The 23376-nt window shown below is 64.1% G+C and carries 23 protein-coding genes; 7 read left to right on the forward strand and 16 right to left on the reverse strand.

All coding sequences use genetic code 11. The features are described from left to right. Positions 1-5: 5 nt before the first annotated feature. The 5 genes from HNQ95_RS12270 to HNQ95_RS12290 all read right to left on the reverse strand — a co-directional run bounded on the left by HNQ95_RS12270 (position 6) and on the right by HNQ95_RS12290 (position 4895). Entirely contained in the window at positions 6-1073 is a 1068-nt protein-coding gene (locus HNQ95_RS12270) for an NAD(P)H-dependent flavin oxidoreductase (protein ID WP_182574170.1), read from the reverse strand. 130 nt (positions 1074-1203) lie between these two features. Further along, positions 1204-1968 carry an SDR family NAD(P)-dependent oxidoreductase gene (locus HNQ95_RS12275; RefSeq protein WP_067962093.1) on the reverse strand — a complete coding sequence of 255 codons (765 nt, stop codon included), beginning with the start codon at positions 1966-1968 and terminating at the stop codon, positions 1204-1206. Positions 1969-2014: 46 nt separating this feature from the next. Then, on the reverse strand, positions 2015-2548 hold the full coding sequence (locus HNQ95_RS12280) for a nuclear transport factor 2 family protein (RefSeq protein WP_067962096.1): 534 nt from the start codon (positions 2546-2548) through the stop codon (positions 2015-2017). Positions 2549-2586: 38 nt separating this feature from the next. Continuing rightward, positions 2587-3762: an acyl-CoA dehydrogenase family protein gene (locus HNQ95_RS12285; protein ID WP_067962098.1), complete on the reverse strand. Its 1176-nt coding sequence runs from the start codon at positions 3760-3762 to the stop codon at positions 2587-2589. Further along, positions 3759-4895 carry an acyl-CoA dehydrogenase family protein gene (locus HNQ95_RS12290; protein ID WP_083948771.1) on the reverse strand — a complete coding sequence of 379 codons (1137 nt, stop codon included), beginning with the start codon at positions 4893-4895 and terminating at the stop codon, positions 3759-3761. Before HNQ95_RS12290 ends, HNQ95_RS12285 begins: the two co-directional genes overlap by 4 nt. Before the next feature lie 187 nt (positions 4896-5082). Between HNQ95_RS12290 and HNQ95_RS12295 the strand changes: the two genes are divergently transcribed. Beyond that, the gene (locus HNQ95_RS12295; protein WP_067962102.1) at positions 5083-5850 is read left to right on the forward strand and encodes an SDR family NAD(P)-dependent oxidoreductase; all 768 of its coding nucleotides are present in this window, start codon (positions 5083-5085) and stop codon (positions 5848-5850) included. A gap of 41 nt (positions 5851-5891) precedes the next feature. Here HNQ95_RS12295 and HNQ95_RS12300 read toward each other — a convergent pair whose 3' ends face one another. Both HNQ95_RS12300 and HNQ95_RS12305 read right to left on the reverse strand, forming a co-directional pair. Continuing rightward, the gene (locus HNQ95_RS12300) at positions 5892-6752 is read right to left on the reverse strand and encodes an SDR family NAD(P)-dependent oxidoreductase (RefSeq protein WP_246340693.1); all 861 of its coding nucleotides are present in this window, start codon (positions 6750-6752) and stop codon (positions 5892-5894) included. A 37-nt stretch (positions 6753-6789) separates the two neighbouring features. After that, positions 6790-7203: a nuclear transport factor 2 family protein gene (locus tag HNQ95_RS12305; RefSeq protein ID WP_182574171.1), complete on the reverse strand. Its 414-nt coding sequence runs from the start codon at positions 7201-7203 to the stop codon at positions 6790-6792. A 126-nt stretch (positions 7204-7329) separates the two neighbouring features. On the opposite strand from HNQ95_RS12305, the gene HNQ95_RS12310 reads away from it, so the two are divergent. From HNQ95_RS12310 to HNQ95_RS12325, 4 genes are all read left to right on the forward strand, one after another. After that, entirely contained in the window at positions 7330-7812 is a 483-nt protein-coding gene (locus tag HNQ95_RS12310) for a nuclear transport factor 2 family protein (protein ID WP_083948589.1), read from the forward strand. Between the two features lie 116 nt (positions 7813-7928). Continuing rightward, positions 7929-8807, forward strand: a complete 879-nt coding sequence (locus tag HNQ95_RS12315) for an SDR family NAD(P)-dependent oxidoreductase (RefSeq protein WP_067962107.1) — start codon at positions 7929-7931, stop codon at positions 8805-8807. Between the two features lie 5 nt (positions 8808-8812). After that, positions 8813-9694, forward strand: coding sequence for an SDR family NAD(P)-dependent oxidoreductase (locus tag HNQ95_RS12320; RefSeq protein WP_067962109.1), 882 nt, complete (start codon positions 8813-8815; stop codon positions 9692-9694). A 172-nt stretch (positions 9695-9866) separates the two neighbouring features. After that, complete coding sequence (locus HNQ95_RS12325; RefSeq protein ID WP_246340694.1) at positions 9867-10604, forward strand: TetR/AcrR family transcriptional regulator; 738 nt, start codon at positions 9867-9869, stop codon at positions 10602-10604. 53 nt (positions 10605-10657) lie between these two features. On the opposite strand, the gene HNQ95_RS12330 is transcribed toward HNQ95_RS12325, so the two are convergent. From HNQ95_RS12330 to HNQ95_RS12370, 9 genes are all read right to left on the reverse strand, one after another. Further along, positions 10658-11257, reverse strand: coding sequence for a VOC family protein (locus HNQ95_RS12330; RefSeq protein ID WP_067962113.1), 600 nt, complete (start codon positions 11255-11257; stop codon positions 10658-10660). Between the two features lie 70 nt (positions 11258-11327). Continuing rightward, a complete protein-coding gene (locus HNQ95_RS12335) occupies positions 11328-12533 on the reverse strand; it encodes an acetyl-CoA C-acyltransferase (RefSeq protein ID WP_067962115.1) in 1206 nt (401 codons plus the stop codon). A 232-nt stretch (positions 12534-12765) separates the two neighbouring features. Further along, complete coding sequence (locus tag HNQ95_RS12340; protein ID WP_067962117.1) at positions 12766-13536, reverse strand: SDR family NAD(P)-dependent oxidoreductase; 771 nt, start codon at positions 13534-13536, stop codon at positions 12766-12768. Positions 13537-13548: 12 nt separating this feature from the next. Continuing rightward, entirely contained in the window at positions 13549-14619 is a 1071-nt protein-coding gene (locus HNQ95_RS12345; protein ID WP_067962120.1) for a phosphotransferase family protein, read from the reverse strand. A gap of 14 nt (positions 14620-14633) precedes the next feature. Next, a complete protein-coding gene (locus HNQ95_RS12350) occupies positions 14634-15836 on the reverse strand; it encodes an acyl-CoA dehydrogenase family protein (protein WP_067962122.1) in 1203 nt (400 codons plus the stop codon). Positions 15837-15898: 62 nt separating this feature from the next. Continuing rightward, a complete protein-coding gene (locus tag HNQ95_RS12355; RefSeq protein WP_067962124.1) occupies positions 15899-16699 on the reverse strand; it encodes a CoA-transferase subunit beta in 801 nt (266 codons plus the stop codon). Between the two features lie 11 nt (positions 16700-16710). Continuing rightward, entirely contained in the window at positions 16711-17589 is an 879-nt protein-coding gene (locus HNQ95_RS12360) for a CoA transferase subunit A (protein ID WP_182574172.1), read from the reverse strand. A 49-nt stretch (positions 17590-17638) separates the two neighbouring features. Next, positions 17639-19732: a 3-hydroxyacyl-CoA dehydrogenase NAD-binding domain-containing protein gene (locus HNQ95_RS12365; protein WP_067962128.1), complete on the reverse strand. Its 2094-nt coding sequence runs from the start codon at positions 19730-19732 to the stop codon at positions 17639-17641. Continuing rightward, entirely contained in the window at positions 19729-20739 is a 1011-nt protein-coding gene (locus HNQ95_RS12370) for an NADPH:quinone oxidoreductase family protein (RefSeq protein ID WP_067962130.1), read from the reverse strand. Before HNQ95_RS12370 ends, HNQ95_RS12365 begins: the two co-directional genes overlap by 4 nt. Positions 20740-20965: 226 nt before the next feature. Here HNQ95_RS12370 and HNQ95_RS12375 point away from each other — a divergent pair, with 226 nt between their 5' ends. Beyond that, positions 20966-21721, forward strand: coding sequence for an SDR family NAD(P)-dependent oxidoreductase (locus HNQ95_RS12375; protein ID WP_154386528.1), 756 nt, complete (start codon positions 20966-20968; stop codon positions 21719-21721). Positions 21722-21825: 104 nt separating this feature from the next. Continuing rightward, positions 21826-23364: a class I adenylate-forming enzyme family protein gene (locus tag HNQ95_RS12380; protein ID WP_067962133.1), complete on the forward strand. Its 1539-nt coding sequence runs from the start codon at positions 21826-21828 to the stop codon at positions 23362-23364. Positions 23365-23376 lie beyond the last annotated feature (12 nt).

A 23376-nucleotide genomic window follows, 5' to 3' on the forward strand; every position in this document is an offset into this window, starting at 1 on the left:
TCCACTCAATTGGCGGCGACGAGCGCCGAGATGGCCTTGAGCCGCGCTTCCGCCTCGCTGACGATGCGGGCGATCAGCTCTTCGCAGCTTTCGAGCCTGTCGATCATGGCTGCGGCCTGGCCGGAAGGCAGCAGGCCGGTTTCTGTGTTGCCTTCGACCACGCCGCGTTGCACCAGCGTCGGCAGGTTCGGCGCCATCACGGTCTGGGCGAAGCTGTTCTCGCCGCTCGACAGCACCTTGAGGCCGAGCTTGGCCATGGCGATCGGGCCAAGCCCGCTCTCCTTGCCCCACTGGCGTGCGTACTTCATGCTCATGGCGAGGCGCGCCGGCAGGCTCATGTTTTCGAGGCGCCTGATCTCGGCATTCTCGATGAAGCGCTGCGGCAGGCCGTCGACGGCGGTGGTCGTGCGGATGAGTGTCGGGTCCTTGGTCGCGAGATAGCGATCCAGCGCCGAGCGCGGCACCGGCGATTCGTTGGTCATCAGGAAGCGCGTGCCCATGGCGATTCCGGCGGCGCCATAGCCGAGAGCTGCAGCAAGGCCGCGCCCGTCGAAGAAGCCGCCGGCGGCAACCACCGGAACCTTCACGGCGTCGAGCACCTGGGGCAAAAGGATGGTCGTCGGCACAGCACCGGTATGGCCACCCCCCTCACCGCCCTGGACGGTGATGATGTCGGCACCGAGCTCGACAGCCTTGATCGCGTGCTTGACCGCACCGACGGTGGGCATGCACACCACGCCGGCATCCTTGAGCCGCTTGATCGTCTTGGCATCGGGGCCGCGGCCGTAACTCACGGCGCGCACCTTGTGCTTGATGACCACCGAGATGACTTCTTCGGCGTTGGGCTGGAACATGTGGAAATTGATGCCGAACGGACGGTCCGTCTTCGACTTGATGGCGAGGATCTGGTTTTCGACATCGCCCGGCTCGGTGGTCGCACCCGCGAAGAAACCGAAGCCACCGGCATTGCAGGTCGCGGCGGTGAGGTTTGCGTCGGCCACCCAGCCCATGGCCGTCTGCACCACCGGATAGCGGCTGCCGAGGCGTTCGCACAAGACGGTATGCAGGTTCATGGACATTCTCTCTCGCTGGAAGTTCCGGCGACCGCCCATCGGCCGATGGCAGAAGGGCGATCGCACTGTCTCGTTTCAAATGATGCGCCGCACAAAGCCGAACATCGTCTGAATGAACTAACGAAAACGATCAGTAGAAGACGCGTCCGCCGTTGACCATCAAGGTCTGGCCGGTGATGAAGCGCGACTTTTCGCTCGACAGGAAAATCACAGCATTTGCAATGTCTTCCGGCTCGCTGAGTTCACCGAGCGGGATCATGTTCCTGGCCCGCTCATAGGCATCCTTGGGGATGCGCTGCATGGCGCGCGTATTGGTCGGGCCGGGGCAGACGGCATTGACGTTGACCTTGAACGGCCCGAGTTCGCGGGCAAGCGCGCGGGTGAAACCGAGCACGCCGGCCTTGGCCGAGGCGTAGTCGACAGTGCCGATATCGCCATTCATCGCCGAGTCCGACGAGATCGAGACGATCTTGCCCGAGCGGCGCTCACGCATGTCCTCGACCACCTGGCGTGTGCAGGTCAGCGTCGTCATCAGCGACACGCCGATCACGAACTGCAGCGTCTCGGGTTTGGCCTGCCAGAACTCGGAATAGTTTTCCCGCGCGGTCTGGCCGATGTTGTTGAGCAGCATGTCGACCGGCCCGAGGTCGCGCTTGATGCGGACAAAGCTCTCGGCGACGACCTCCTGATCCATCATGTCGCCGACCAGGGGCAGCGCTTTGACCTTGTGGGCGCGCACCAGTTCGGCGGTTTCGGCCAGCGCCGCGGCTTCGCGGTCGAGGATCGCGACATCGGCACCTTCCTGGGCATAGGCAATTGCCGCGGCGCGGCCGATGCCGTTGCCGGCACCGGTCACCACGGCAATCTTGCCGGCGAATTGTCTCTGGTCAGTCATGCTTTCGCTCCCTCAGGAAGTCCTGGTCTGTGAACTGGTTTGGATGTCAGCCATGACGACCGAAAAGCGTCAGGGCCCGGTAGGACAGGTCGTCGGGTCCCGGCTGGCCAGGCGGGCTGCCGGCAGCGAAATCCTTGTAGGCATCGGCGTCAACGACTCGCCTGGTCGACCAGTCGAGCGTGATCGAGCGACCGAGAAATCGCCACTCGCCGCCATCCCTCCGGTAGCGGTCGAGGCTGCGGCTGCCGGTGATCACTTCATGAGCGTCGGGGCCATGGGTGCGGTGATAGTTGATCTTGTAGACCTCGCCCTCGGCGCGGTCGCCATCGACCTCGAAGCTGGTGTTGACCACGTAATGCGCGGTCGCGGCATAGTTCGACAGCGCCTTCTCGACGAAGGCCATATAGTCGTCCGGCCCGCCCACGAACATGTCGCCATGCTCCTCGTAGGCTTCGTCGTGATAGAGGCTGCGCAACAGCTTGAAGTCGCGCCGGTCGACGGCGCGCGAATAGGCCGTCACCAGTCGCCGCAGCGCCTCGCGCGCCGCGATCTCCTGAAGACCCGCCTCCCTGATGCCCATGCCAAATTTCCTCCCTGGCCCAGGCGCGTCCTTGCCTGTTACAGCTTGCCGCGCGGCTCCCTGGGCATGCCGAGCCCTTGCTCGGCGATGATGTTGAGCTGGATTTCGTTGGTGCCGCCGTAGATCGTGTCGGCGCGCGCAAAAAGGAACATCTGCTGCAGGCGTTCGCGGCGCGGATCGTCTGAAACGACGTTGGCATCCATCTTCAGCACGTCCATTGCGAGCCGGCCAAGGTCGCGGTGCCAGTTCGACCACTGGTACTTGTAGGTCAGCGCCTCGCGCCGCGTTTCCGGCGACTGGTCGTCACTCAGTACGCGCATGGCTAGGTAACGCATGGCGCGCAGGCCGGTCCAGGCATAGGCGACGCGTTGGCGGATGGCAGGCGAGCGGTCGGAGCCGTTCTCCTTTGATATCTCGACGATCAGGTCGAGTTCCTGCTGGAAGCTCATCTGCTGGCCGAGCGTCGAAATGCCACGCTCGAAACCGAGCAGCGCCATCGCGATCTTCCAGCCGTCGCCGGGCTGTCCCAGAACATCATCAGCCTTGGCACGCGCGCCATCGAAGAACACCGAATTGAACTCGGCGCCGCCACCGATCTGCTTGATCGGATGGATTTCGACGCCCGGCTGGGCGAGCGGCATGAGCAGAAAGATCAGGCCATTTCGGCCGACCGAGCCTTCCTCGCAGCGCGCCACGACAAAGATCCAATCGGACAGATGCGCCAGTGAGGTCCACACTTTCTGGCCCGACACGACCCAATCGCCTGTTACAGGGTCGAGCCTGGCCCGGGTCTTGATATTGCCGAAATCCGAACCGGCGCTCGGCTCGGAATAACCCTGGGCCCAGAACTCTGTGCCGCTCCGGATGCCTGGCAAAAAGCGCTTCTTCTGCTCCTCCGTGCCAAAAGCGATCAGCGTCGGCCCCATCAAGCCCTCGCCGATATGGCCTATCCGACCGGGACCGCCGGCGCGGCTGTATTCTTCCTGGAACGCGACCTGTTCGGCGACCGACAGGCCACGCCCGCCATGTTCTTGAGGCCAGCCCGGGCAGGTCCAGCGGCCGGCGGCGAGTTCGCGCTCCCATTCCTTGCGCAGTTCCGGCAGGACGTCGCCCTCGCCCGAACCGCCGCGATATTTCAGTTCGGCAAACGTGCCGCTGAGATGGCTTGCCATCCAGTCGCGCACCTCTGTGCGGAAGGCGTTCAGGTCGCTCATTTCACACCTCCGTCACCGAAGACAGATGCGGCAATGCGGTCGAGTTGCGCCTCACGCGCGCCAAGCAGCGCGGCATTCGCTTGCGCCCGCTTGAAATAGAGATGAGGGTCGTATTCCCAGGTGAAGCCGACGCCGCCATGCAGCTGGATCGCCTCCTCGGCGGCTCGGAACTGCAGGTCGGAGGCGAGCACGCGCGCCCCAGCGATCTCCAGCGCGCTTTCTGCTGCGTCGGAAATGCCCAGACCTTGAGCGGCTCCGAAGATCAGCGACCGCGCCTCGGCAATTTCGACCACCAGCTTGGCGCAGCGGTGCTTGATCGCCTGGAACGAGGCAATGGTGCGGCCGAACTGAACACGCTCGGCGATGTAGGCAAGCGTCACCTCATGCGCGCCTTGCGCCGCGCCCAGTTGTTCGGCGGCAAGTCCGAGATTGGCAAAAGCGAGTGCCTCGCGGAACTGGCCGGCGCTGACGCACCCTTCATCGATACGGCTCTCGGCGGAAACCTCCATGGCCAGTTCGAGTGCAGCAACCGGACGCGTCCGATCAAGTACCTCGAGTGGCGCAACTGACTGTCCTGCGTCGCGCGCCAGCGCAAACAGCGCCGTCGCTCCGTCTTCCAGCGCTGCCGGTACAAGCACGATATCGGCCGCCTCGAGGTCGATGACCTGCGCGACCTTGCCGTCCAGCCTGTAGCCACCGTCGGTCCTGAGAGCTTTGACCGCAACCGTCGCCGCCGGATCGGCCACTGAAAGATCGGCATAGGCGACGGTCACGGCCATTTCGCCCGCGGCTATGGCGCCAAGATACTTCGCCTTGGCGGGCTCGCTTCCGGCCGACTGCAGGAGTGGTGCCGCCAGGCACACCGTCGACCAGAATGGCACGCAGGCAAGGCGTGCACCTGTGAGTTCCATCAGGATTGCCACCTCGGTGGCGCCGAGCCCCAGTCCGCCGAATTCTTCCGGGACAGCCATCGCGCACCAGCCGAGCTCACGCGAAATGCTGGCCCACAGCCCGGCGTCATGGCTCGCGCCAGTGTCGACGATCAGCCGGATCGCCTCGGAGGAAGACTGTTCACGCAGGAAGCGCTGGGCTTCCTCGCGGATCATCTGCTGGTCTGGTGTGAATTCGAGCATGCGGTCCTGTCGGGCACGGATTGGAGCGGCGCCGCTGCGCCTGAAGTGGCAAAGCGCTTCATGCCGGATGCCACCGGCCAGCGCCAGCAACATCGTCCAAATGTGGGATGCTGGTGCTTGGCCCGCCCTAGTCTACTCGCCTCAGACGGCCGGCGCGAAGCGGTCGCGCATTGCACTGGAGGAGACTATGGCGCTCAAGCGTTTCGACAACAAGGTGGTGCTGATCACCGGCGCCGCATCCGGCATCGGCCGCGCGACCGCCCTCCGCCTGGGCTCCGAGGGGGCAACACTGATCCTCGCCGACCGCAACGTCGAAGGCGCAAGACAGGTCTGCGCCACCGCGGCCGCGCAATACGGTGTCCGCGCCGACGCCATCGCCTATGACGCAGCCGACACCGCCTCGGCGCGCCGTATGGTCGATGACGCGCTGGCGCTGCACGGCCGCCTCGATTGTCTCATCAACAATGCCGGCATCTACCGGCGCGATCATTTCGCCAACCAGACCGGCGAAGACTGGTCGCTGGTGTTCGGCATCAACCTCGAGAGCGTTTTCCACATCGTACATCAGGCGTTGCCGGCACTCGTCGCCTCGCGCGGCAATGTCGTCTCAACGGCGTCCACCGCCGGCGTGCAGGGCATCGCCTATGCCGCAGCCTATGCCGCATCCAAGGCCGGCATCATCGCCATGACCAAATCGCTGGCGACGGAGTACGCCCCCAAGGGCGTACGCTTCAACGCCATCTGCCCCGGCCGCGTCCGTACCGAGATCGGCACCGGGCTGCAGCCGATCGAGAACCAGGACCCCGACATCATGGTCAAGCCGCCCAAGCTTGCCGGCAAGGAAAGCGGCGAGCCCGAGGACATCGCCAGCGCTTTCGCTTATCTGGCCTCCGAGGAGTCCTGTTTCGTCACCGGCGCCTTGCTGGTCGTCGATGGCGCCCAGACCGTGGGTTGAACGCCAAGAAGGCGCGCCGGGCCTGACGCCGGCGCCTGATGTCAGCCCTTGTGGGCGTGCGCGGTGATGACTGGCCTGTTCGTCCACGTGCCGTCGGCCGTCTGACGCCATCCGCCGGCGGCAAGCGCGCCGCCGTCGAGGTTGATGGTCGTACCGGTGATCCAGCTCGACAGCGGCGACGCCAGGAACAGTGCGGCGCCCGCCGTATCGTCAGGCTGTCCATAGCGTCCCAGCGGCATCCAGCGCTTGATCATGTGCTGGTGCTCTTCCGGGATCCATTTCAGGATCTGGATCTGCTCTGTCTCGGTCGTCTCCGGCGCGATCGCGTTGACCCTGATATTCTCAGGCGCGAGTTCGAGCGCCAGGCTCTTGGTGAAGCCGGTGATCGCGGTCTTGAATGCGCTGTAGACGGCAAAGTTGGGAATGCCGCGGAAGGCCTCGATGGTCGAGATGTTGATGATGCTGGCGCTCTCACCCCGGCGCAGCAGTGGCAGTGCGGCATGCGTCATCAGGAAGATGTGCTCGAGGTTGACACCGTAGAGCGCGTTCCACTCCTCGCGCGTCGTCTCAGCGAACGGCTTATGGACGCCGAGGAAGTCACCGACATTGTTGACCAGCACGTCGAGCCGGCCGAAGCCGTCCCTGACCCGTGCGATCACCTTGTCAACGGCAGCCGCGTCAGTGACGTCGGCGCAGAGGACGATGTTGCAGACGCCGGCGGCATCGATTTCGGCCCGCACCTTGTCGGCGCGACCCTGGTCCTTCTCGGCGACGACCACGATTGCTCCGCAGCGGCCGAAGGCCAGCGCGATGGCGCGTCCAATTCCGGCGCCGGCGCCGCTGATCAGAGTGACCTTGCCGAGAAGGGAGTTGGCCATGCCGGCGAGTGAGGTGTCTGTCATGTCAGTCTCTTCATTTCAAATGGAGTGGCGGCTTTCTTCAGCCGGCGCGAAAAGTCATGTCGGTGCGCCGGTGGGCGAACTTCCAGCCATCAGTGGTGCGGACGAAGCGGTCGAAATAGCGCCCGACCACGCGCGGCAGTGTCGCCTTCGGATCGTTGCGGCTGGTGCCGTGAAAGGTGAAGATCGCAACGCCGCTCGCATTGTCTTCATCGATCACATCGATGACGATGTTGTGCGCCATGTGGATCGTGGTGTCGGTCTGCGCCTTGGCGTCAAGATAGGCGCTCATTTCGGCATGGCCTCTGAGTGGCCCTTTCCAGGTCTCCCACAAGCCGTCAGGCGCCCACAGCGCGACGAGCTCCTCGTGCCTGTAGTCGTCGACAAGCACGCAATAACGCTGCACCAGCTTGGCGCATTCGTGTTCGGCGGCGATCCGCTCTGCAAGATCCATCCCATCCTCCCCTGATGTCCGGCCACCGTCGCGTCAGACGAAAATGCCTTCATCCTCCAAACGAACGATGGCGGACGCGTCGAGTGGGTCAGCTATGAGCCGACAAACGGCAGCGGAGGACGGGAAATGTCTGATATCGAAGCGCGATTTGCGGCATTGGAAGCGCGCATCAAAGGACTGGAAGACCAGTTGGCCATCTATCAGCTGATCGCCACCTATGGCCCGTCGGTCGACAGCCGCACCGCCAGTGCCACCGCTTCGCTCTGGGCCGAAGCTGGTGCATATGATTTCGGTGGAGATCCGCTCGTCGGTGCCGACAATGTCGGTTCGCTTGTCAACATCGAACCGCATATCCACTACGTCGCCGATGGTTGCGCCCACGTGCTGAGCATGCCCCACGTCACCGTCAACGGAGACACGGCCGTGGCCACCGGCTACTCTCGTGTGTACCTCAACCAGGGCGACCACTGGCGCGTCGAACGCGCCAGTGCCAATCGCTGGGAACTCGTCCGCACGTCAGAAGGTTGGCGTGTCCAGAATCGCATCAACCGTCTGCTCAACGGCCAGCCCGAAGCGCGCGACCTTTTGTCGAGCAGCGTGAAAAGCTGAGCTGACCGGCTTACGGCAGTCCTCAGGCCCAAGCAGGCGCCTGCGCTGGCATCGTCCGAACGTGGGATGTCCGCCTGAGCTTGTCCGTTCAGGGTGGCCGGCTGGGAGGACACGAAATGAATACACTTCAGGGCAAGTCGGTGGTCATCACCGGTGCCGGATCCGGGCTGGGCGCCGCCTATGCGCGCCATGCCGCAAGCCTTGGCGCAGCGATTGTCGTCAACGACATCAGCGTCGACGCCGCGCGGTCGACGGTCGAATCGATCGTGGCATCGGGCGGCAAGGCCGTTGCACATACCGGCGACATCTCGTCCTGGAGTTATGCCCAAGAGCTGGTCGACGCCTGCATCGATGCTTTCGGCGCCATCACAGGCGTCGTCAACAATGCCGGCATTCTCCGCATCGGCAAGATTCTCGACCTCACCGAGACGGACATGCGCCGCATGGTCGAGATCAATCTCATCGGCACCGCCGCCTGTGCCAGCCATGCAGCCCGGCGTATGCTCGCCGCAGGCACGGGCGGCTCGATCATCAATGTCGCCTCTGGCTCCCAGGCCGGTGACGTCGCCCTTGGCGGATATGGCGCCACCAAGGGCGGGGTGGCATCCCTTACCTACAGCTGGGCCATGGAACTGCGTGGCACCGGCGTGCGTGTCAACGCGCTGTCGCCTCTGGCGGAAACCGCAATGGCCGCCCAGAACAAGGCGCTGATGGCCGAGCAGGCAGCGAGCCGCGAGGTGCACTACGCCGCCCTGCCCGACGCCGACGTCAACGCGCCGGTCGTCAGCTTTCTGCTTTCCGACGCCGCCGAGAAGATCAACGGTCAGGTCGTCCGCATCGCCGGCAAACAGTTGTCCTTGGTCACCCATCCACTGATCGCCGATCCGGTCCTGGAAGGCGACTGGAGCTACGGGGCGGTTGCCGAGGCTTTCGCCGGGGCTCTGGCGGGCAACCAGCAGCCGCTTGGTCTCGGCTACCAGAGGAAACCCAATTGAGCGGCATGGAACACAGGCCGGTCGCCGTCGTCACCGGCGCCAGCCGCGGTCTCGGCCGCGGCATCGCGATTGCGCTCGGCGAAGCGGGCTTCATCGTCTATTGCACCGGCCGCAGCGATCGTAAGGCCATCGGCCCATGGGGCGGAACCGTCCGCGACACTGCCGAGGCGATCGACCAGGCCGGCGGCAAGGGCATCGTTGCCATTTGCGATCACCTTGACGACAGCCAGACCGAGGCCCTGTTCAAACGCGTCGACGCAGAACAAGGACGTCTCGACCTGCTCGTCAACAATGCCTTCGCCATGCCTGATTGGGCCGTACCGGACGGCAATTTCTGGGAGCGCCCACTGTCGCTCTGGCGCGACATGATCGATGTCGGGCTGCGATCGAGCTATGCGGCAAGCCACTTCGCCGCCCCGATCATGGTCCGCCAGCGCTCCGGCCTGATCGCCAACACCTCCGGCCCCGGCGGCAAGATCTACCGTCACAGCCTGCCCTACGGCGTCGGCAAGGCCGGCCAGGACAAGCTGGCCCACGACATGGCGCACGAATTGCGCCCCTTCGACGTCGCAGCGATTTCACTGTGGCCGGGCCTGATCGGCACCGAGCGCACGCTTGCCGGCATCGCCGCAGGTGGCGTCGTCGGTGACACTGCCGGCAACCTGCCGCATATCGAGACGCCGTTCTTCATCGGCCGTGTGCTGGCGGCGATCCATGCCGCCGGCGACGCCATGACGCTCAGCGGCGGCACCTTCTATTCGACCGAACTGGCTAGCCGCTATGGCGTCATCGATGCCGATGGACGCCTGCCTCAATCGCGCCGCCCGCTGTTCGGTGCTCCGCTCTATCGGCCGATCTCCGGTGAGGCCGGTGAAGCCAGATCATGACACTGACGCCTGACGACGAAAATCCTGCATCGCGGCAGGCTTACAGAAACGCGAAGCGTATTATATTCGATCCGGCCAGTAGCCTGGGCTTTGGGCGATTCGACCCCCGGTTGTCGAACGCAGCGTCGAACATCCAAAGCGTGGAGTTGCTGATTTGAGCAGGATGGCGCGTATGGCACAGATGGATGGCAGCGCAGGCGCAGAATATCTCGATCGCGACGGCTCGGTCCGCGCGTCGACCAATCCGCGCAAGGAGCTGGTGCGCGAACAGCTGATCGACATCGCCGCGGAGCTGTTCGACAGCAAGGGCTACGTCCAGACCAGCATCAACGACATCGCCCAGGCGCTCGGCCTCGGCCGCTCGGCCGTCTACCACTACTTCCGCAACAAGGAAGAAATGCTGGCAGCACTCGTCGAGTCGGAAGCGCTGACGCCGTCACACCGGCTGCAGGAGCTGATGGCCGAGCCCGGCCTGTCGCCAACCGAGCGACTGCGCCGCGCCATCGTCGACGGCATCGTCCGCCGCCTGTCTTCCGGCTCGCGCTTCATCCTGTTGTCGCGGCTCGAAACCCAGATCCCCGAGGCGCTCGGTCCGCTCTACAACCAGGGCCGTCGCCACATCTATGATTTCTACGTCCGCTGCATCTCCGACGGTATCACGTCAGGCGAGTTTCGCACTGTCGATCCCAAGGTTACCGCCTTTGCGGTGATCGGCATGGCCAACTGGACATCGCGCTGGTACTCGCCATCAGGCGCCAAGACACCGCAGGAGATCGGCGAGATCATTGCCGACATGGCTCTGGCCGGCCTGCGTGCCCATCACGACCAGCCGCGCGATGCCGAAGCCGTGCGCCAGACCATCTCGGGACTGCGCCAGCAGATCGACGAGCTGGAAAAGCTGGTCAAATAGCAAAGGGCCGCCGGTTGTTCCGACGGCCGCGGCTGACAGCAATTTCAGCGAAATCAGTCGAACGTCACGCCGGCATGCTGGATGAAGGCGCTGTAGGTGTCGAAGCGGATGATCGGATGCGTGCCGGCGTAGGCGCGGATATGGTCCAGCACCGCCTGGCGCGATCGGCGCCACATCGGCGGCACGATCTCCAGCATCGGTCCGTAGAGGTCAGGCGAGCGGTAATAGAGGATCGACTGGTCCTGGCCGGCGACGCGGATTTCGTAGTCGCGCTCATAGCCGGCAGCCTCGACGCGAGCCGTCGCCTCGGCATGGTCATGCACCCAGAAACCCAGATGCTGCAGGCCCTCACGTCCGGCCGCCAGGAAGTCCGTGTAGGGTGACGAGGCGTTGTTGGTCTGCTCGATCAGCTCGATCTGCACATCACCCATGTAGCCGAAGGCGAGCTTGAGCTCGACCTCGACCGGCTGGCCGCGATGCCAGGTGGTGCTGACGGGCTGGCTGACGCCGCGCTCCATGAAGATGAATGGACCGACGCCGAAAACATCGATCCAGTGGCGCATCGCCTTTTCGATGTCGCGGACGACAAAGCCGAGCTGGGTTGCAGGCCCCAGAATGGGTTTGAGCCCCTGTGCAATTCCGAGATCGGTCATCGTCCCTTCCCAAAGGAGCGCCGTGCGTCCATTGGGACGAAGGGCGCTCCTATATCCCTACTCTGTGCGATCAGTTGAAGATTTCAAACAGGCCGGCAGCCCCCATGCCGCCGCCGACGCACATGGTAACGACGCCGTATTTCACACCGCGGCGCCGGCCCTCGATCAGCACATGGCCGGCCGTGCGCGCGCCGGTCATGCCGAACGGGTGGCCGACGGCGATGGCGCCGCCGTTGACGTTGAGTTTTTCCGGGTCGATGCCGAGCGTATCGCGGCAGTAGACCGCCTGGCTGGCGAAGGCTTCGTTGAGTTCCCAAAGGCCGATGTCGTCGACCTTGAGGCCGTGCTTCTGCAACAGCTTCGGCACCGCGAAGATCGGCCCGATGCCCATTTCCTCTGGCGCGCATCCGGCGACCGCCATGCCGCGATAGGCGCCCAGTGGCTTGAGGCCGAGTTGTTCGGCGCGCTTTGCCTCCATGACCACCAGAGCGGCAGCACCGTCCGACAGCTGCGACGAATTGCCGGCAGTCACATATTCGCCCAGCTTGATCACTTCGCCGTCGGCGAAAACCGGCTTCAGCTTGGCCAGGCCCTCGAGATTGGTGTCGGCGCGGAAACCCTCGTCCTGCGCCAGCGTCACGTCCTGGAAGCTGGTCTCGTTGGTGTCCTTGTTGACCACCATCTTGCGAGAGGCCATCGGCACGATCTCGTCGTCGAAGCGGCCGGCCTGATGGGCGGCAGCCGTGCGCAACTGGCTGGCGAGAGAGAACTCGTCCTGGGCCTCGCGGCTGATGCCGTATTTCCTGGCGACGATCTCGGCGGTCTCGATCATTGTCATGTACATATGCGGCCACTGCGAGGTCACGGCCTGCGAGCGCGAGCGATAACTGTTCTTATGCTTGTTCTGCGTCAGGCTGATCGATTCGACGCCGCCGGCAACGATGGTTTCCATGCCGTCGACGATGATCTGCTTGGCCGCGATCGACACTGCCATCAGGCCCGACGAGCACATGCGGTCGATCGACATGCCGGGCACGCTGTCAGGCAGTCCCGCGGCCGCTGCGGTCAGGCGGCCGATATTGTAGCCCTGCGTGCCCTGCTGGGCCGAGCAGCCCATAATGACGTCCTCGACGGCGTCGGGGGCGATGCCGGCACGAATGACGGCCTCGCGCACCGCGTGGCCCGACAGCGCCGGTGCTTCAGTGTCGTTGAAGGCGCCACGGAAGGCCTTGCCGATGGGGGTGCGGGCGACGGAAACGATGACGGCTTCGCGCAAAGGATTGCTCCAGAACAGTTGTTGTCGGCAGGGAACCAGGCAGGCAACGCAGAGGATATTTTCTGCTGCGAAGCGCCCGGAACCGAAGTTTTCCAACTACTTGCTAGGAGCGACGGGGCGGCCGAACATCGTCTGAAAAGACTAACGGCGGGTCCATGACACGCATCGATTGCGAACGGCCGATGCGGAAGAGGCAACGGCGCGGGCAACCGAACCCGCGCCACAGATGCGATCAGACGTGATAGCCGCCGTCGACATTGATGACCTCACCGGAGATGAAACCGGCGCGGCTGGAGGCCAGGAACGACACCGCTTCCGCGATGTCCATGGCCTTGCCGTTGCGGCGCAGCGGTGTGTTCATGGCCGCCGCCTGCATGTACTTGTCGTCGATATAGCCGAGCTTGCTGAGTTCCGTGTGCTGGCCGGTCTCGATGATGCCGAGCGCTACGCCATTGGAGCGGATGCCGTAGCGCCCCTCTTCCTTTGCGACGCCCTTCATCAGGGCATGCACCGCCGATTTCGGCACCACCGAGAGGCCGTCGGCTGCGGCAAAGCGATATTGCGCCGAGCTCTGGCAAGCGACGATGGAACCGCGTGCCTTGCGCAGATGCGGAATGGCATAATGGACCACATTAAAGAAGCCGAAGGCGTCCTGCATCAGGTGCTTGCGCATCTGCTCGGGCTCAATCTTGCTGAGATGGATCAGCGGTACGAGCGGCCCGGCGGCATAGACCACCGTATGGATGCCGCCATTGGCTTCCGCCACACCGTCGATGAAGGCGCGGGTCGCCTCAACATCCTCGATGTTGAGTTTGTAGATGGAGGCATTGCGCCCCTCGCCGCGGACCGCTTCGGCTGCAGCTTCCGCCTTGGCCTGGTTGCTGTGATAGGTCAACGCCACGTCGCAACCGTCGCGCGCCAGCACCCGGCAAATCTCGGCGCCGACGCCGCCGCTGCCACCGATGACGATGGCCGCTCCTTCGGCCGGATACAGTCCGCTCATGTCGATCCTCCCTTATGATTTCATCGCCAGTTCGGCATAATGCCAGCCGAATTCGGCCACCGGCCGCGCCAAGGCGCCGGCCTCGCGAGCGTGCGCGCTCGCCGCATTGCCGTCGACCACGCGCTTCATGATGCCCTGGCGGATGCCGGAGACGCGAAACAGGCTGTAGGCGAGATAGGCGTACCAATGCCGGTCGGAAACGCCGTCCTGCCCCGTCGCCTTGAGATAGGCGTCGCGATAACTGCGCTCGTCGGGAATGCCGAGTACGCCGATGTCGAGGTCACCCAGGCCGCGATAGGGTTGATTGGGCAGGCGCCAGGTCAGCATGTGATAGGCGAAATCCGCCATCGGCTCGCCCAGCGTCGACAGCTCCCAGTCGACGACTGCCAGCACCCGCGCTTCGGTCGCGTGGAAGATCATGTTGTCGATGCGGAAGTCACCATGGATCAGCGACGTCCGTGTTTCAGGCGGGATATTGTCGGGCAACCAGTCGATCAACCGGTCCATCGCCTCGATCGTCTCGGTCTCGGACGCCCGATACTGCTTGGACCATCGTGCCACCTGGCGGGCGACATAGTCTCCCGGCCTGCCGAAATCCTCGAGCCCGGCCGCCTTGTAGTCGGTGGTGTGCAGCGCCGCTGCAACGCGGTTCATCTCGATATAGATGGCCTTGCGCTCCGCAGGCGATTGCTCTGGCAAGGCAGGCGCCCAGAACGAGCGTCCCTCGACAAAATCCATGACGTAGAACATTGCACCAACGATGCTGTCGTCGTCGCAGAGCAGCCGCGCGCCGGCCACAGGCACGTCGCTGTCGCGCAAGGCACTGATGACGCGGAATTCACGGTCGACGGCATGCGCCGAGGGCAACAGCTTGCCGTCGGGCTTCTTGCGCAGCACCAGCTTGCGCTTGCCGTCGAATGACAACAGCATGGTCGGGTTGGACTGGCCGCCGCGGAAGCGCTCGACCGAGAGCTTGCCCTCGCAGCCGTCAATGTTGGCCTTGAGGTAGGCGTGCAGCCGCGCGACGTCGATCTTGCTGTCGGCGGCGAGCGGCTCGGTTCCGACGAAACGGCTGGCATCCATGGCGCGCCTCCCGCTCAGTCCACGTATTTGGCGAGTTCGATGCGCCCGATCTGGTTGCGGTGTACCTCGTCTGGCCCGTCGGCGAAGCGCAGCTTGCGGGCATGCGCATAATAATTGGCCAGCACGAAGTCCTGCGAAACCCCGGCAGCGCCATGCGCCTGGATCGCCCAGTCGATGACCTTGCAGGCCATGTTGGGGGCGGCCACCTTGATCATGCCGATTTCGGCGCGCGCCGCCTTGTTGCCGACGGTGTCCATCATATAGGCGGCCTTCAGCGTCAGCAGGCGAGCCTGGTCGATCAGGATGCGGGACTCGGCGATGCGCTCGAGCGTCACCGACTGTTCGCCGATCGGCCGGCCGAAGGCGACGCGGCTCTTCACCCGGCGGCACATCAGCTCCAGGCAGCGTTCGGCAAGGCCAATCAGGCGCATGCAATGATGGATGCGGCCGGGTCCGAGGCGGCCTTGCGCGATCTCAAAGCCCCGGCCTTCGCCGAGCAGGATGTTGGATGCCGGCACCCGCACGTTCTCGAACAGCATGTCCATGTGGCCGTGCGGTGCATCGTCATAACCGAACACCGTCATCGGCCTCAGCACCTTGATGCCTGGCGTGTCCATCGGCACCAGGATCATCGACTGCTGCTGGTGCTTGGCAGCACCCGGGTCGGTCTTGCCCATGAAGATCAGCAATTCGCAGTGGCGGTCGCCGACACCTGATATCCACCACTTGCGACCATTGATGACGTAGTCGTCGCCGTCGCGGACGATCGAACTCTGGATGTTGGTCGCGTCACTGGAAGCGACGTCAGGCTCGGTCATGGCGAAGGCCGAGCGGATCGACCCGTCGAGCATGGCAGGCAACCAGCGCGCCTTCTGCGCCTCGGTGCCATAGCGCTCTATGGTTTCGATGTTGCCGGTGTCAGGTGCCGAGCAGTTGAATATCTGCGACGAGAAATGCACCCGGCCCATGACTTCGCAGAGCGGTGCATATTCGGTGTTGGTCAGGCCCGCGCCATGCGAAGAATCCGGCAGGAACAGGTTCCACAGCTTGGCCGCCTTGGCCTTGGCCTTGAGTTCCTCCAAGACAGGCGGATGGCCCCAGCGGTCGGCTTCGACCTCTTGGTGATAGCGGCGCTCGTTGGGATAGACATGCTCATCCATGAAGGCATTAAGCCGTTCGAGCAGGCTTTTTGTCTTGTCGCTGTATTCGAAGTCCATCTTGCGTCCGTCACTGCCATTCCAGGAAGAGCCGCCGGCAGCGAGTGCCGGCGGCGGGTTCGTCAGGCGGCGCGGACGCCGGGAGGATTGCCCTTCAGGACGGTGGCACGGACATTGTGCGGGTCGAGCCTGGCGATGATCGCCATCTGCTCCTCGGTCGGCGCCGCGGTGGTGGTCATGCCTTCGGCGCGCAGCAGCGGGAAGCCGGTCGCGTCCTGCACCTGCTCGAAGGTGACGCCAGGATGCAGCGACAGCACCTGCGCCGCATGATCAGGACCGTTGAAATCGAACACGCAGAGGTCGGTGATGACTACGCCGAGCTTGACGTCGGCGGGCTTGGCGCCTTCCGGCCAGTTCTTGGCGTTGTAGCCTACGCTCGCCACCACATCGACCTCACCCTCGACGAAGGTGCGCTTCGAGTGGCTGGGCAGGAACATCGAATTCTTGTGGCAGATCGAGTTGCCGGGGAAGCCGCGGACGCCAAGCATGGCGACCTTAGGCTTCTGGAACTCTCCGCCAAGTGCGGAGATGTTGCCCTGACCGTAGCGGTCGACCTGCACTGGCGTCACCATGGCGTGGCGGCGCCCGCTCCAGACGCTGTCGAAGACCCTGCCGTAAGGCATCCAGCCGGAAAACTTCGGCTTGTAGTCGCCGCGCGGCCCGAGCGGGATCGGGTCCTCGACAAGATAGGCCTCGCCGTCGGTCATCATGATGCCGGGCGCGCAGGTGAGCTTGGCAAGACCGGCCGCAAGACGCGGCAGCGGGCCGATGCCGGTGGCGAGAACCTCACCATCGGAGGCCCAGGCCTGTGCACCGACAGCTACGATCAGTTCGGCAAGCGTGAATTCTTTTGCAGTCGTCATGTCGTGTCCGATCAGAAAATGGGGAGCGGCAGGGCGCGGATCTTGGCTTCGCCGCCAACGCTCGAGGCGTAGCTGGCATCGCCGCCCTTCACATATTGGTCGAAATAGCGCTGCCAGCCGCCCTCTTCACCAGCTGACGCGGCGTAGTCCTTGAGGTGGCCCATGTCCCAACCATAGGCCTCATGCGCAGCCGTCGGATGCGCACCGAGCGGTGCCGACACCACGCCAGTCACCAGGCAGCGTTCGAACAGCTGGCTCTTGGCCTTGTCGGAGTGTTCATCCCCGATGCGGTCGACCAGCACCTCGGTGGTAACGAACACCTTGTCGGCGGCACGAGCGAACAGGCCATCGAAGAACGGATCCGGACCGTCGGTCTGGGTGTTGCCCAGCCGGTCGGCGCGGCTCGCATGGATCAGCGCCACGTCGAGCTTGATCGCCGGCATCGCCAACAGCACTTCGCCGTCGTCATAGGGCGACTTCACCGTCTTGAAGTGCGGGTTGTACTTCATGACGTCGGAGCCGAGGCCGACGCGGGTCGCCGCAAACGGCAGGTTGTGGCCGGCTGCCTGCAGGCCGAGCAGCAGCAGGCCCTCGTCCAGCTCCGACACCTCGACCGCTCCGGCTTCGCGCGCCTTGCGGAAGTAGGGTTCGATCGGCATCACGTCGAGCGACACGAAGCCGTAGATCAGCTTCTTGACCTTGCCCGCAGCACAAAGCATGCCGATTTCCGGCCCACCATAAGCCACCAGCGTCAGGTCCTTGAGGTCCGAGCGCAGGATCTCGCGCACCAGCGCCATCGGCTTGCGCCGCGGACCCCAGCCGCCGAAGCCGATCGTCATGCCGTCGCGCAGCTGGGCGACGACCGCTTTCAGGTCCATTTCCTTGTTCATAGCATCCTAGTCCGTCTGTTCTTCATTCTGTTTCGGCAGGGATACGGCCTCAGCCGTAGAAGCCCTTGCCCTCGGCAACCAGCCGCTCGATCAGCGCGGCCGGCTTGAAATATTGGTCGCCCACAAGGCCCGCATATTTGTCGAGCGCCGCCTTGACCTTCGGCAGGCCGACCTGATCGGCATAGAACATCGGGCCGCCCAGATAGGTCGGGAACCCGAAGCCGTTGGTCCAGATGACGTCGATGTCGCTCGGTCGCGCCGCCGCACCCTCGTCGAGGATCTTGGCCGCCTCGTTGACCATGGCAAACAGGCAGCGTTCGAGGATTTCCTCGTCGCTGATGGTGCGTGCGGTGAAGCCCCGCTCCTTGCGGTGCGCTTCCAGCAGTTCATCGACAGCGGGATCGTGCGAAGCCTTGCGGTTCTCGTCATAGACGTAATAGCCCGCGCCGGACTTCTGGCCGAGGCGGCCAGCGGCCACCAGCCTGTCGACGATATTGCACTGCTGCTCGCGCAGCGACATGCGGGCGACGCGTGCCGCCCGCGCTGCGGCCATGATGTCCATGCCGGCGAGATCGGCCAGCGCGAACGGGCCGATCGGGAAGCCGAAGGCGGTTAGCACGCGGTCGACTTGTAGCGGCGTCGCACCGTCCTCGAGCAGGAATTGAGCCTCGCGCGTACGCTTGGAAAGCATGCGATTGGCAACGAAACCTTCGGAGCGCCCGACCATCACAGGCACCTTGCCGAGGCGCTTGCCCAATGCTGTGGTGGTCGCCAGGACATCGGCGGCGGTACTGGCTGCACGCACATTCTCAAGCAGCTTCATGACATTGGCCGGGTTGAAGAAATGCATGCCGGCGACACGCGCCGGGTTCCTCGACGATCCGGCTAGTTCCTCGATGTCGAGGAACGAGGTGTTGGTGGCGACGATGGCGTCGTTGCGCAGCACGGCATCGAGTTTGGCGAAGACGTCCTTCTTGACCGCCATGTCTTCGGTCACCGCCTCGATCACCAGGTCGACGTCGGCAATGCCGTCATAGGACGTCGTCGGCGTTAGCAGCGCCATGCGGCGCTCCATCTCTTCGGACGACAGGCTGCCGCGCTTGACGCTGCCTTCATAGATCTTGCCGATGGCCCTGACCGCGGAAGCCAGGCCTTCATCCGTGAGGCCGATCAACGTCACCGGGATGCCGATGTTGAGGAAGCAGGAAGCAATCCCGCGCCCCATGGTACCGGGGCCGACGATGGCGACCTTCTTGACGTCGCGCGGCTTCACCCCGGCGTCGACACCGTCGATCTTGAGCGCCTCGCGCTCGGCGGCGAAGATGTGGCGCAGCGCCTTGGACTGCGGCGAGACCAGCAACTCCTTGCAGGTCTTGTATTCGAGGGCGATGGCCTCGGCGACAGGCGTTTCGGTGACCATCTTGATCAGGTCAACCGCAACAAGAGGTGCCTTGAAGCCTTTGTATTTCTTGGCCAATGCGGCGCGGCTCATCTCCAGGACGGCAGCGTCGAATGCCGGCACCGGCAGGTCGCTGGTACGGCGCAGCCTGGCGCCGTCGGCAATCACCTTCCCTGTGAAGGCGATTGCTGCCTCCTTGAGGTCACCCGAAACGACTTCGTCGACGATGCCCTTTTCCTGGGCATCGCGCGCCGAAATCTGGCCGCCCTCGCTGATCATCGCCAGCGCCTGCTCGACACCGGCAAGGCGCGGCAGTCGAACCGTGCCGCCAGAACCCGGCAGGATGCCGAGCTTGACTTCCGGCAGGCCGACCTTCGAGCCTTCGAGCGCTATGCGATAGCTGCAGGCAAGCGCCACTTCAAGGCCGCCGCCGAGCGCCGTGCCATGAATGGCGGCGACTATGGGCTTGGTTGCCGCGTCGAGCGTATCGATCACCTCGCCCAGCAACGGCGCCACCATCGGTTTCTTGAACTCGTGAATATCGGCGCCGGCGATAAAGGTGCGACCATCGCAGACGATGACCATGGCGTGCGCCTCGGCATCGCTTTCCAGTGCCTTCACTGCCGCGATCAGCCCGGACCGGACCGAATGCGACAGCGCGTTGACGGGAGGGTTGTCGACGGTCGCGACCAGAATGTTGCCTTGCTTTGCGACCGAAACGGTCCTTGCGAGCAGCTCGGTCATGCCGGCACTCCTTCCTTGCTATGTCCTGAATTGCCCGTCACCAGCACGACCTTGCCTTTGACGGTGCGCTCCATGACGACGTCGAGCGCCTCGGCGAAGCGATCGAGCGGATATTCGGCCGAGATATGCGGCCTGAGCTTGCCCTTGGCGAACCAGTCCATCAGTTCGGCGATATTCTCGGCATTCTTCTCCGGCGCCGAGCGTGCATAGGCGCCCCAGAACACACCGATCAAAGCCGACTGCTTGAGCAGCAAAAGGTTGAGCGCGATCTTGGGGATGTCGCCGGCGGCAAAGCCGATCACCAGCAGCCGGCCGAAAAGTGCCAGACCGCGCACCGCCGTTTCCGTCATGTTGCCACCGACGGGATCATAGACCACGTCGACGCCCTGCCCGTCCGTCAGTTCCTTGAGCCGCTGGCGCAGGTCCTCGGTCGAATAGTTGATCGTCTCGTCGGCCCCGTATTCGCGGCATAGCGCCAACTTCTCGTCGCTGGAGGCGGCAGCAATGACGCGCGCACCCATCTGCTTGCCGAGCTCGACCGCTGTCAGCCCGACGCCGCCGGCAGCGCCGAGAACCAACATCGTTTCGCCCGGCCTGATCTGCGCACGATCCTTGAGGGCATGGTGCGATGTCGCATAGGTGATCAGGAAGCCGGCGGCTTCGACGAAGCTCATCTCGGCGGGGATCGGAAACACCTTCCAGGCATCGACCGCGACCTGCTCGCCATAACCACCGATGCCGGCAAAGGCCAACACGCGCGCGCCGACCTTCAGACGCTCGACACCATCGCCGACCGCGATGATCGTGCCGGCGGCTTCGCTGCCCGGCGTGAAGGGTCGCTCGGGCTTGGTTTGATACTTGCCCTCGACCATCAGTCCGTCGAAGAAGTTGATGCCGCATGCCTCGATGCGGATGACCACCTGGCCCGGTTTCACCAACGGTTCAGGGACCTCTTCGATCCTGAGCTGCGCCCTTGGGGCGAACTCCTTGCAGATCACTGCCTTCATTTTCCTACGCCGCTTGTTGCTGCCATTTCGGCACTGCCAATTTCTTCAATCGAAGCAAGGAATGGGACAGGGGCAGACCGCTAACATCGTCTGATGGGACTAGTCACAAGGCTGCACGCATTGTGGCCGCCAAGCCGCTGAAATGTCCGGCAATCTTAGTCCCTTCGGACGATGTTGAAGGCGCCCGGGCGCGCAGGTTCGCGGATAACGTTTCGAGGAGATCATCATGGCCCGTCTGGCAGGCAAAGTGGCATTCATTTCAGGCGCGACCGGCGGCATTGGCGAGGCTGCGGCGCGGCTCTTTGCACGTGAAGGCGCCAAGGTGGCGGTGGCCGGCCGCAGCCGCGACAAGGGCGAGGCCATCGCCTCCTCCATTAATACATCGGGAGGCACAGCACTCTATGTCGAGACAGACGTCACCGAGCCTGACAGCGTCGAGGCGGCGTTCAAGCTGGTGATGAACGCCTGGGGTCGGCTCGACGTGCTCTACAACAACGCCGGCGGCTCGAGTTCAGCCGACGGCCCGGTGACGGTTGCGCCGTTCGAGGAGTTCTGGCGCTGCATCAAGCTCGACCTGTTCGGCACCTGGGTCTGCTGCCGCAACGCGATTCCCCTGATGCAGCGGTCTGGCGGCGGCTCGATCATCAATTGCTCGTCGATCGTCGGGGCCATGGGCATCCCCAACCGCGACGCCTACTCGGCGGCCAAGGGTGGCGTCATCTCGCTCACCCGCTCGATGGCAGTGGAATTCGCCAAGGACAATATTCGCGTCAACGTGCTGGTGCCGGGCGCGGTCGCCACCGACCGAGTCCTCGGCTTCTTCGAGCGCGAGCCGCATCTCAAGGCACAGTTCGACGCCTATCTGCTCGGCATCGCCGAACCGGTCGATGTCGCCAACGCAGCACTTTATCTAGCCTCGGACGAGTCACGGAAAATGACCGGTCACCAGTTGCCCATCGATGGCGGCATCCTGATTTCATGACCGGCGCGCCCGGACTGGCTTAGTCTGTGCAGACGATGCCTGCTCATGCGGGCAAGTTCTCTAGTCGCCACAAAATCCCAATTTCGACTGCAGGAAATACGAGCATGGAAATCCTGAGCCAGGTGCTGGCGCGGAACGCACGGCTGATCGGCGAGCGCAACTTCATCATCTCCGACAAGGAGACGATCACCTATGCCCGCTTCGCCGAACTGACGGCACAGCTGGCAAATGTGCTCAAGGCGCGCGGCGTGGCCAAGGGTGACCGCGTCGGGCTCTATCTGCCGAGCACGCCGATGATGGCGATCGGCTTCTGGGCCTGTCAGCGCCTCGGCGCGATCCCGGCCCCGCTCAGCGCCATGTTCCGCCACGCCGAGCTGCGCAAGATCGTTGCCCAGACCGGCATGAAGGCGCTCGTCGCTGACAGCTCGACCTGGTCCTATTTTTCCGAGATCAGGGCCGAGTTCGCCGATCTCGCCCATTGCCTGGTCGTTTCGGGCGACGGCAGCACCGACGACCTCACCTCGCTGATGGCCACGGCACCCGCGACATTCGAAGACGTCGCTTGCCACATGGACGACATCTGCGCCCTGTTCTTCACCTCCGGCACGACCGGCGCGCCCAAGGGCGCCGCGCAATCGCAGTTCAACCAGTGCTCGACACTGCGCGACATGATGGTCTCGCACCGCACGCGCTTTGCCGAGGAAGTCTATCTCTGCGCCGTGCCGCTGTTCACCAATTTCGGCCTGACCGTGACGCTCAACCTCTGCCTGTACACCGGTGGCACCATCGTCCTGCACGAGCGCTGGGATACCCAGCGTGTGCTTTCCGAAATCGGCGAATACAAGGCTACCTATTTCGGCGGCACGCCGACCATGTATGTCTACATGGTCAACGAGGTCGATCCGGCCAAGCACGATCTGTCGTCGCTGCGCATCTGCACCACGGGCGGCTCGCCGGTGCCCCAGCCGGTCATCCGACGCTTCGAGGAGTTGTCGGGCGCCCGCGTCACGCAAGTTTACGGCTCGACCGAGACCAGCGGCCAGAACGTCATGGAGCCGACGGCAGGCATCCGGAAGCCAGGCTCCGCCGGCCTGCCCGTCGGCAGCTCGCGTATCTCGATCGTCGACGACGAAGGCAACGCCGTCCCACAGGGCCAGATCGGCGAGGTCATCATCTCGGGCGATTGCGTCGCCCAAGGCTACTGGATGGACGAAAAGGCGTCTGCCGAGGCCTTCGGCAATGGCGGCTGGAAGTCGGGCGACCTCGGTTACGTCGACGAGGACGGCTACCTGTTCATCGTCGACCGCAAGAAGGACGTCATCATCGCCGGCGGCCACAATGTCTATCCGCTGGAAATCGAGGCCCTGCTCTACAAGCATCCGGCGGTCGCCATGTGCGCGGTGGTCGGCGCGCCCGACGAGAGCAAGGGCGAAATCCCGGTCGCGGTCATCGTGAAGGCAGAGGGACAGGACGCGACCGCGGATGAGCTGATCCGCCACTGCCGCGAGAGCCTTGCCGCCTACAAGGCCCCGCGCGCCGTCCACTTCATCGACACCATGCCGGTCGAGGCCGCCAAGATCCGCAAACGCGAGCTGGTGCTGGCGCTGCGCGAAAACCGACTGGACGATTTCAGGAACAAGTGAACGCGGGCCACC

The sequence above is a fragment of the Aminobacter ciceronei genome (assembly GCF_014138625.1).
GTDB lineage: Bacteria > Pseudomonadota > Alphaproteobacteria > Rhizobiales > Rhizobiaceae > Aminobacter > Aminobacter ciceronei.

Coding starts and splice junctions, on each gene's coding strand:
- HNQ95_RS12270 (WP_182574170.1), bottom strand. CDS start 1,073: ATGAACCTGCATACCGTCTTGTGCGAACGCCTCGGCAGCCGCTATCCG.
- HNQ95_RS12275 (WP_067962093.1), bottom strand. CDS start 1,968: ATGACTGACCAGAGACAATTCGCCGGCAAGATTGCCGTGGTGACCGGT.
- HNQ95_RS12280 (WP_067962096.1), bottom strand. CDS start 2,548: ATGGGCATCAGGGAGGCGGGTCTTCAGGAGATCGCGGCGCGCGAGGCG.
- HNQ95_RS12285 (WP_067962098.1), bottom strand. CDS start 3,762: ATGAGCGACCTGAACGCCTTCCGCACAGAGGTGCGCGACTGGATGGCA.
- HNQ95_RS12290 (WP_083948771.1), bottom strand. CDS start 4,895: ATGCTCGAATTCACACCAGACCAGCAGATGATCCGCGAGGAAGCCCAG.
- HNQ95_RS12295 (WP_067962102.1), top strand. CDS start 5,083: ATGGCGCTCAAGCGTTTCGACAACAAGGTGGTGCTGATCACCGGCGCC.
- HNQ95_RS12300 (WP_246340693.1), bottom strand. CDS start 6,752: ATGACAGACACCTCACTCGCCGGCATGGCCAACTCCCTTCTCGGCAAG.
- HNQ95_RS12305 (WP_182574171.1), bottom strand. CDS start 7,203: ATGGATCTTGCAGAGCGGATCGCCGCCGAACACGAATGCGCCAAGCTG.
- HNQ95_RS12310 (WP_083948589.1), top strand. CDS start 7,330: ATGTCTGATATCGAAGCGCGATTTGCGGCATTGGAAGCGCGCATCAAA.
- HNQ95_RS12315 (WP_067962107.1), top strand. CDS start 7,929: ATGAATACACTTCAGGGCAAGTCGGTGGTCATCACCGGTGCCGGATCC.
- HNQ95_RS12320 (WP_067962109.1), top strand. CDS start 8,813: ATGGAACACAGGCCGGTCGCCGTCGTCACCGGCGCCAGCCGCGGTCTC.
- HNQ95_RS12325 (WP_246340694.1), top strand. CDS start 9,867: ATGGCACAGATGGATGGCAGCGCAGGCGCAGAATATCTCGATCGCGAC.
- HNQ95_RS12330 (WP_067962113.1), bottom strand. CDS start 11,257: ATGACCGATCTCGGAATTGCACAGGGGCTCAAACCCATTCTGGGGCCT.
- HNQ95_RS12340 (WP_067962117.1), bottom strand. CDS start 13,536: ATGAGCGGACTGTATCCGGCCGAAGGAGCGGCCATCGTCATCGGTGGC.
- HNQ95_RS12345 (WP_067962120.1), bottom strand. CDS start 14,619: ATGGATGCCAGCCGTTTCGTCGGAACCGAGCCGCTCGCCGCCGACAGC.
- HNQ95_RS12350 (WP_067962122.1), bottom strand. CDS start 15,836: ATGGACTTCGAATACAGCGACAAGACAAAAAGCCTGCTCGAACGGCTT.
- HNQ95_RS12355 (WP_067962124.1), bottom strand. CDS start 16,699: ATGACGACTGCAAAAGAATTCACGCTTGCCGAACTGATCGTAGCTGTC.
- HNQ95_RS12360 (WP_182574172.1), bottom strand. CDS start 17,589: ATGAACAAGGAAATGGACCTGAAAGCGGTCGTCGCCCAGCTGCGCGAC.
- HNQ95_RS12365 (WP_067962128.1), bottom strand. CDS start 19,732: ATGACCGAGCTGCTCGCAAGGACCGTTTCGGTCGCAAAGCAAGGCAAC.
- HNQ95_RS12370 (WP_067962130.1), bottom strand. CDS start 20,739: ATGAAGGCAGTGATCTGCAAGGAGTTCGCCCCAAGGGCGCAGCTCAGG.
- HNQ95_RS12375 (WP_154386528.1), top strand. CDS start 20,966: ATGGCCCGTCTGGCAGGCAAAGTGGCATTCATTTCAGGCGCGACCGGC.
- HNQ95_RS12380 (WP_067962133.1), top strand. CDS start 21,826: ATGGAAATCCTGAGCCAGGTGCTGGCGCGGAACGCACGGCTGATCGGC.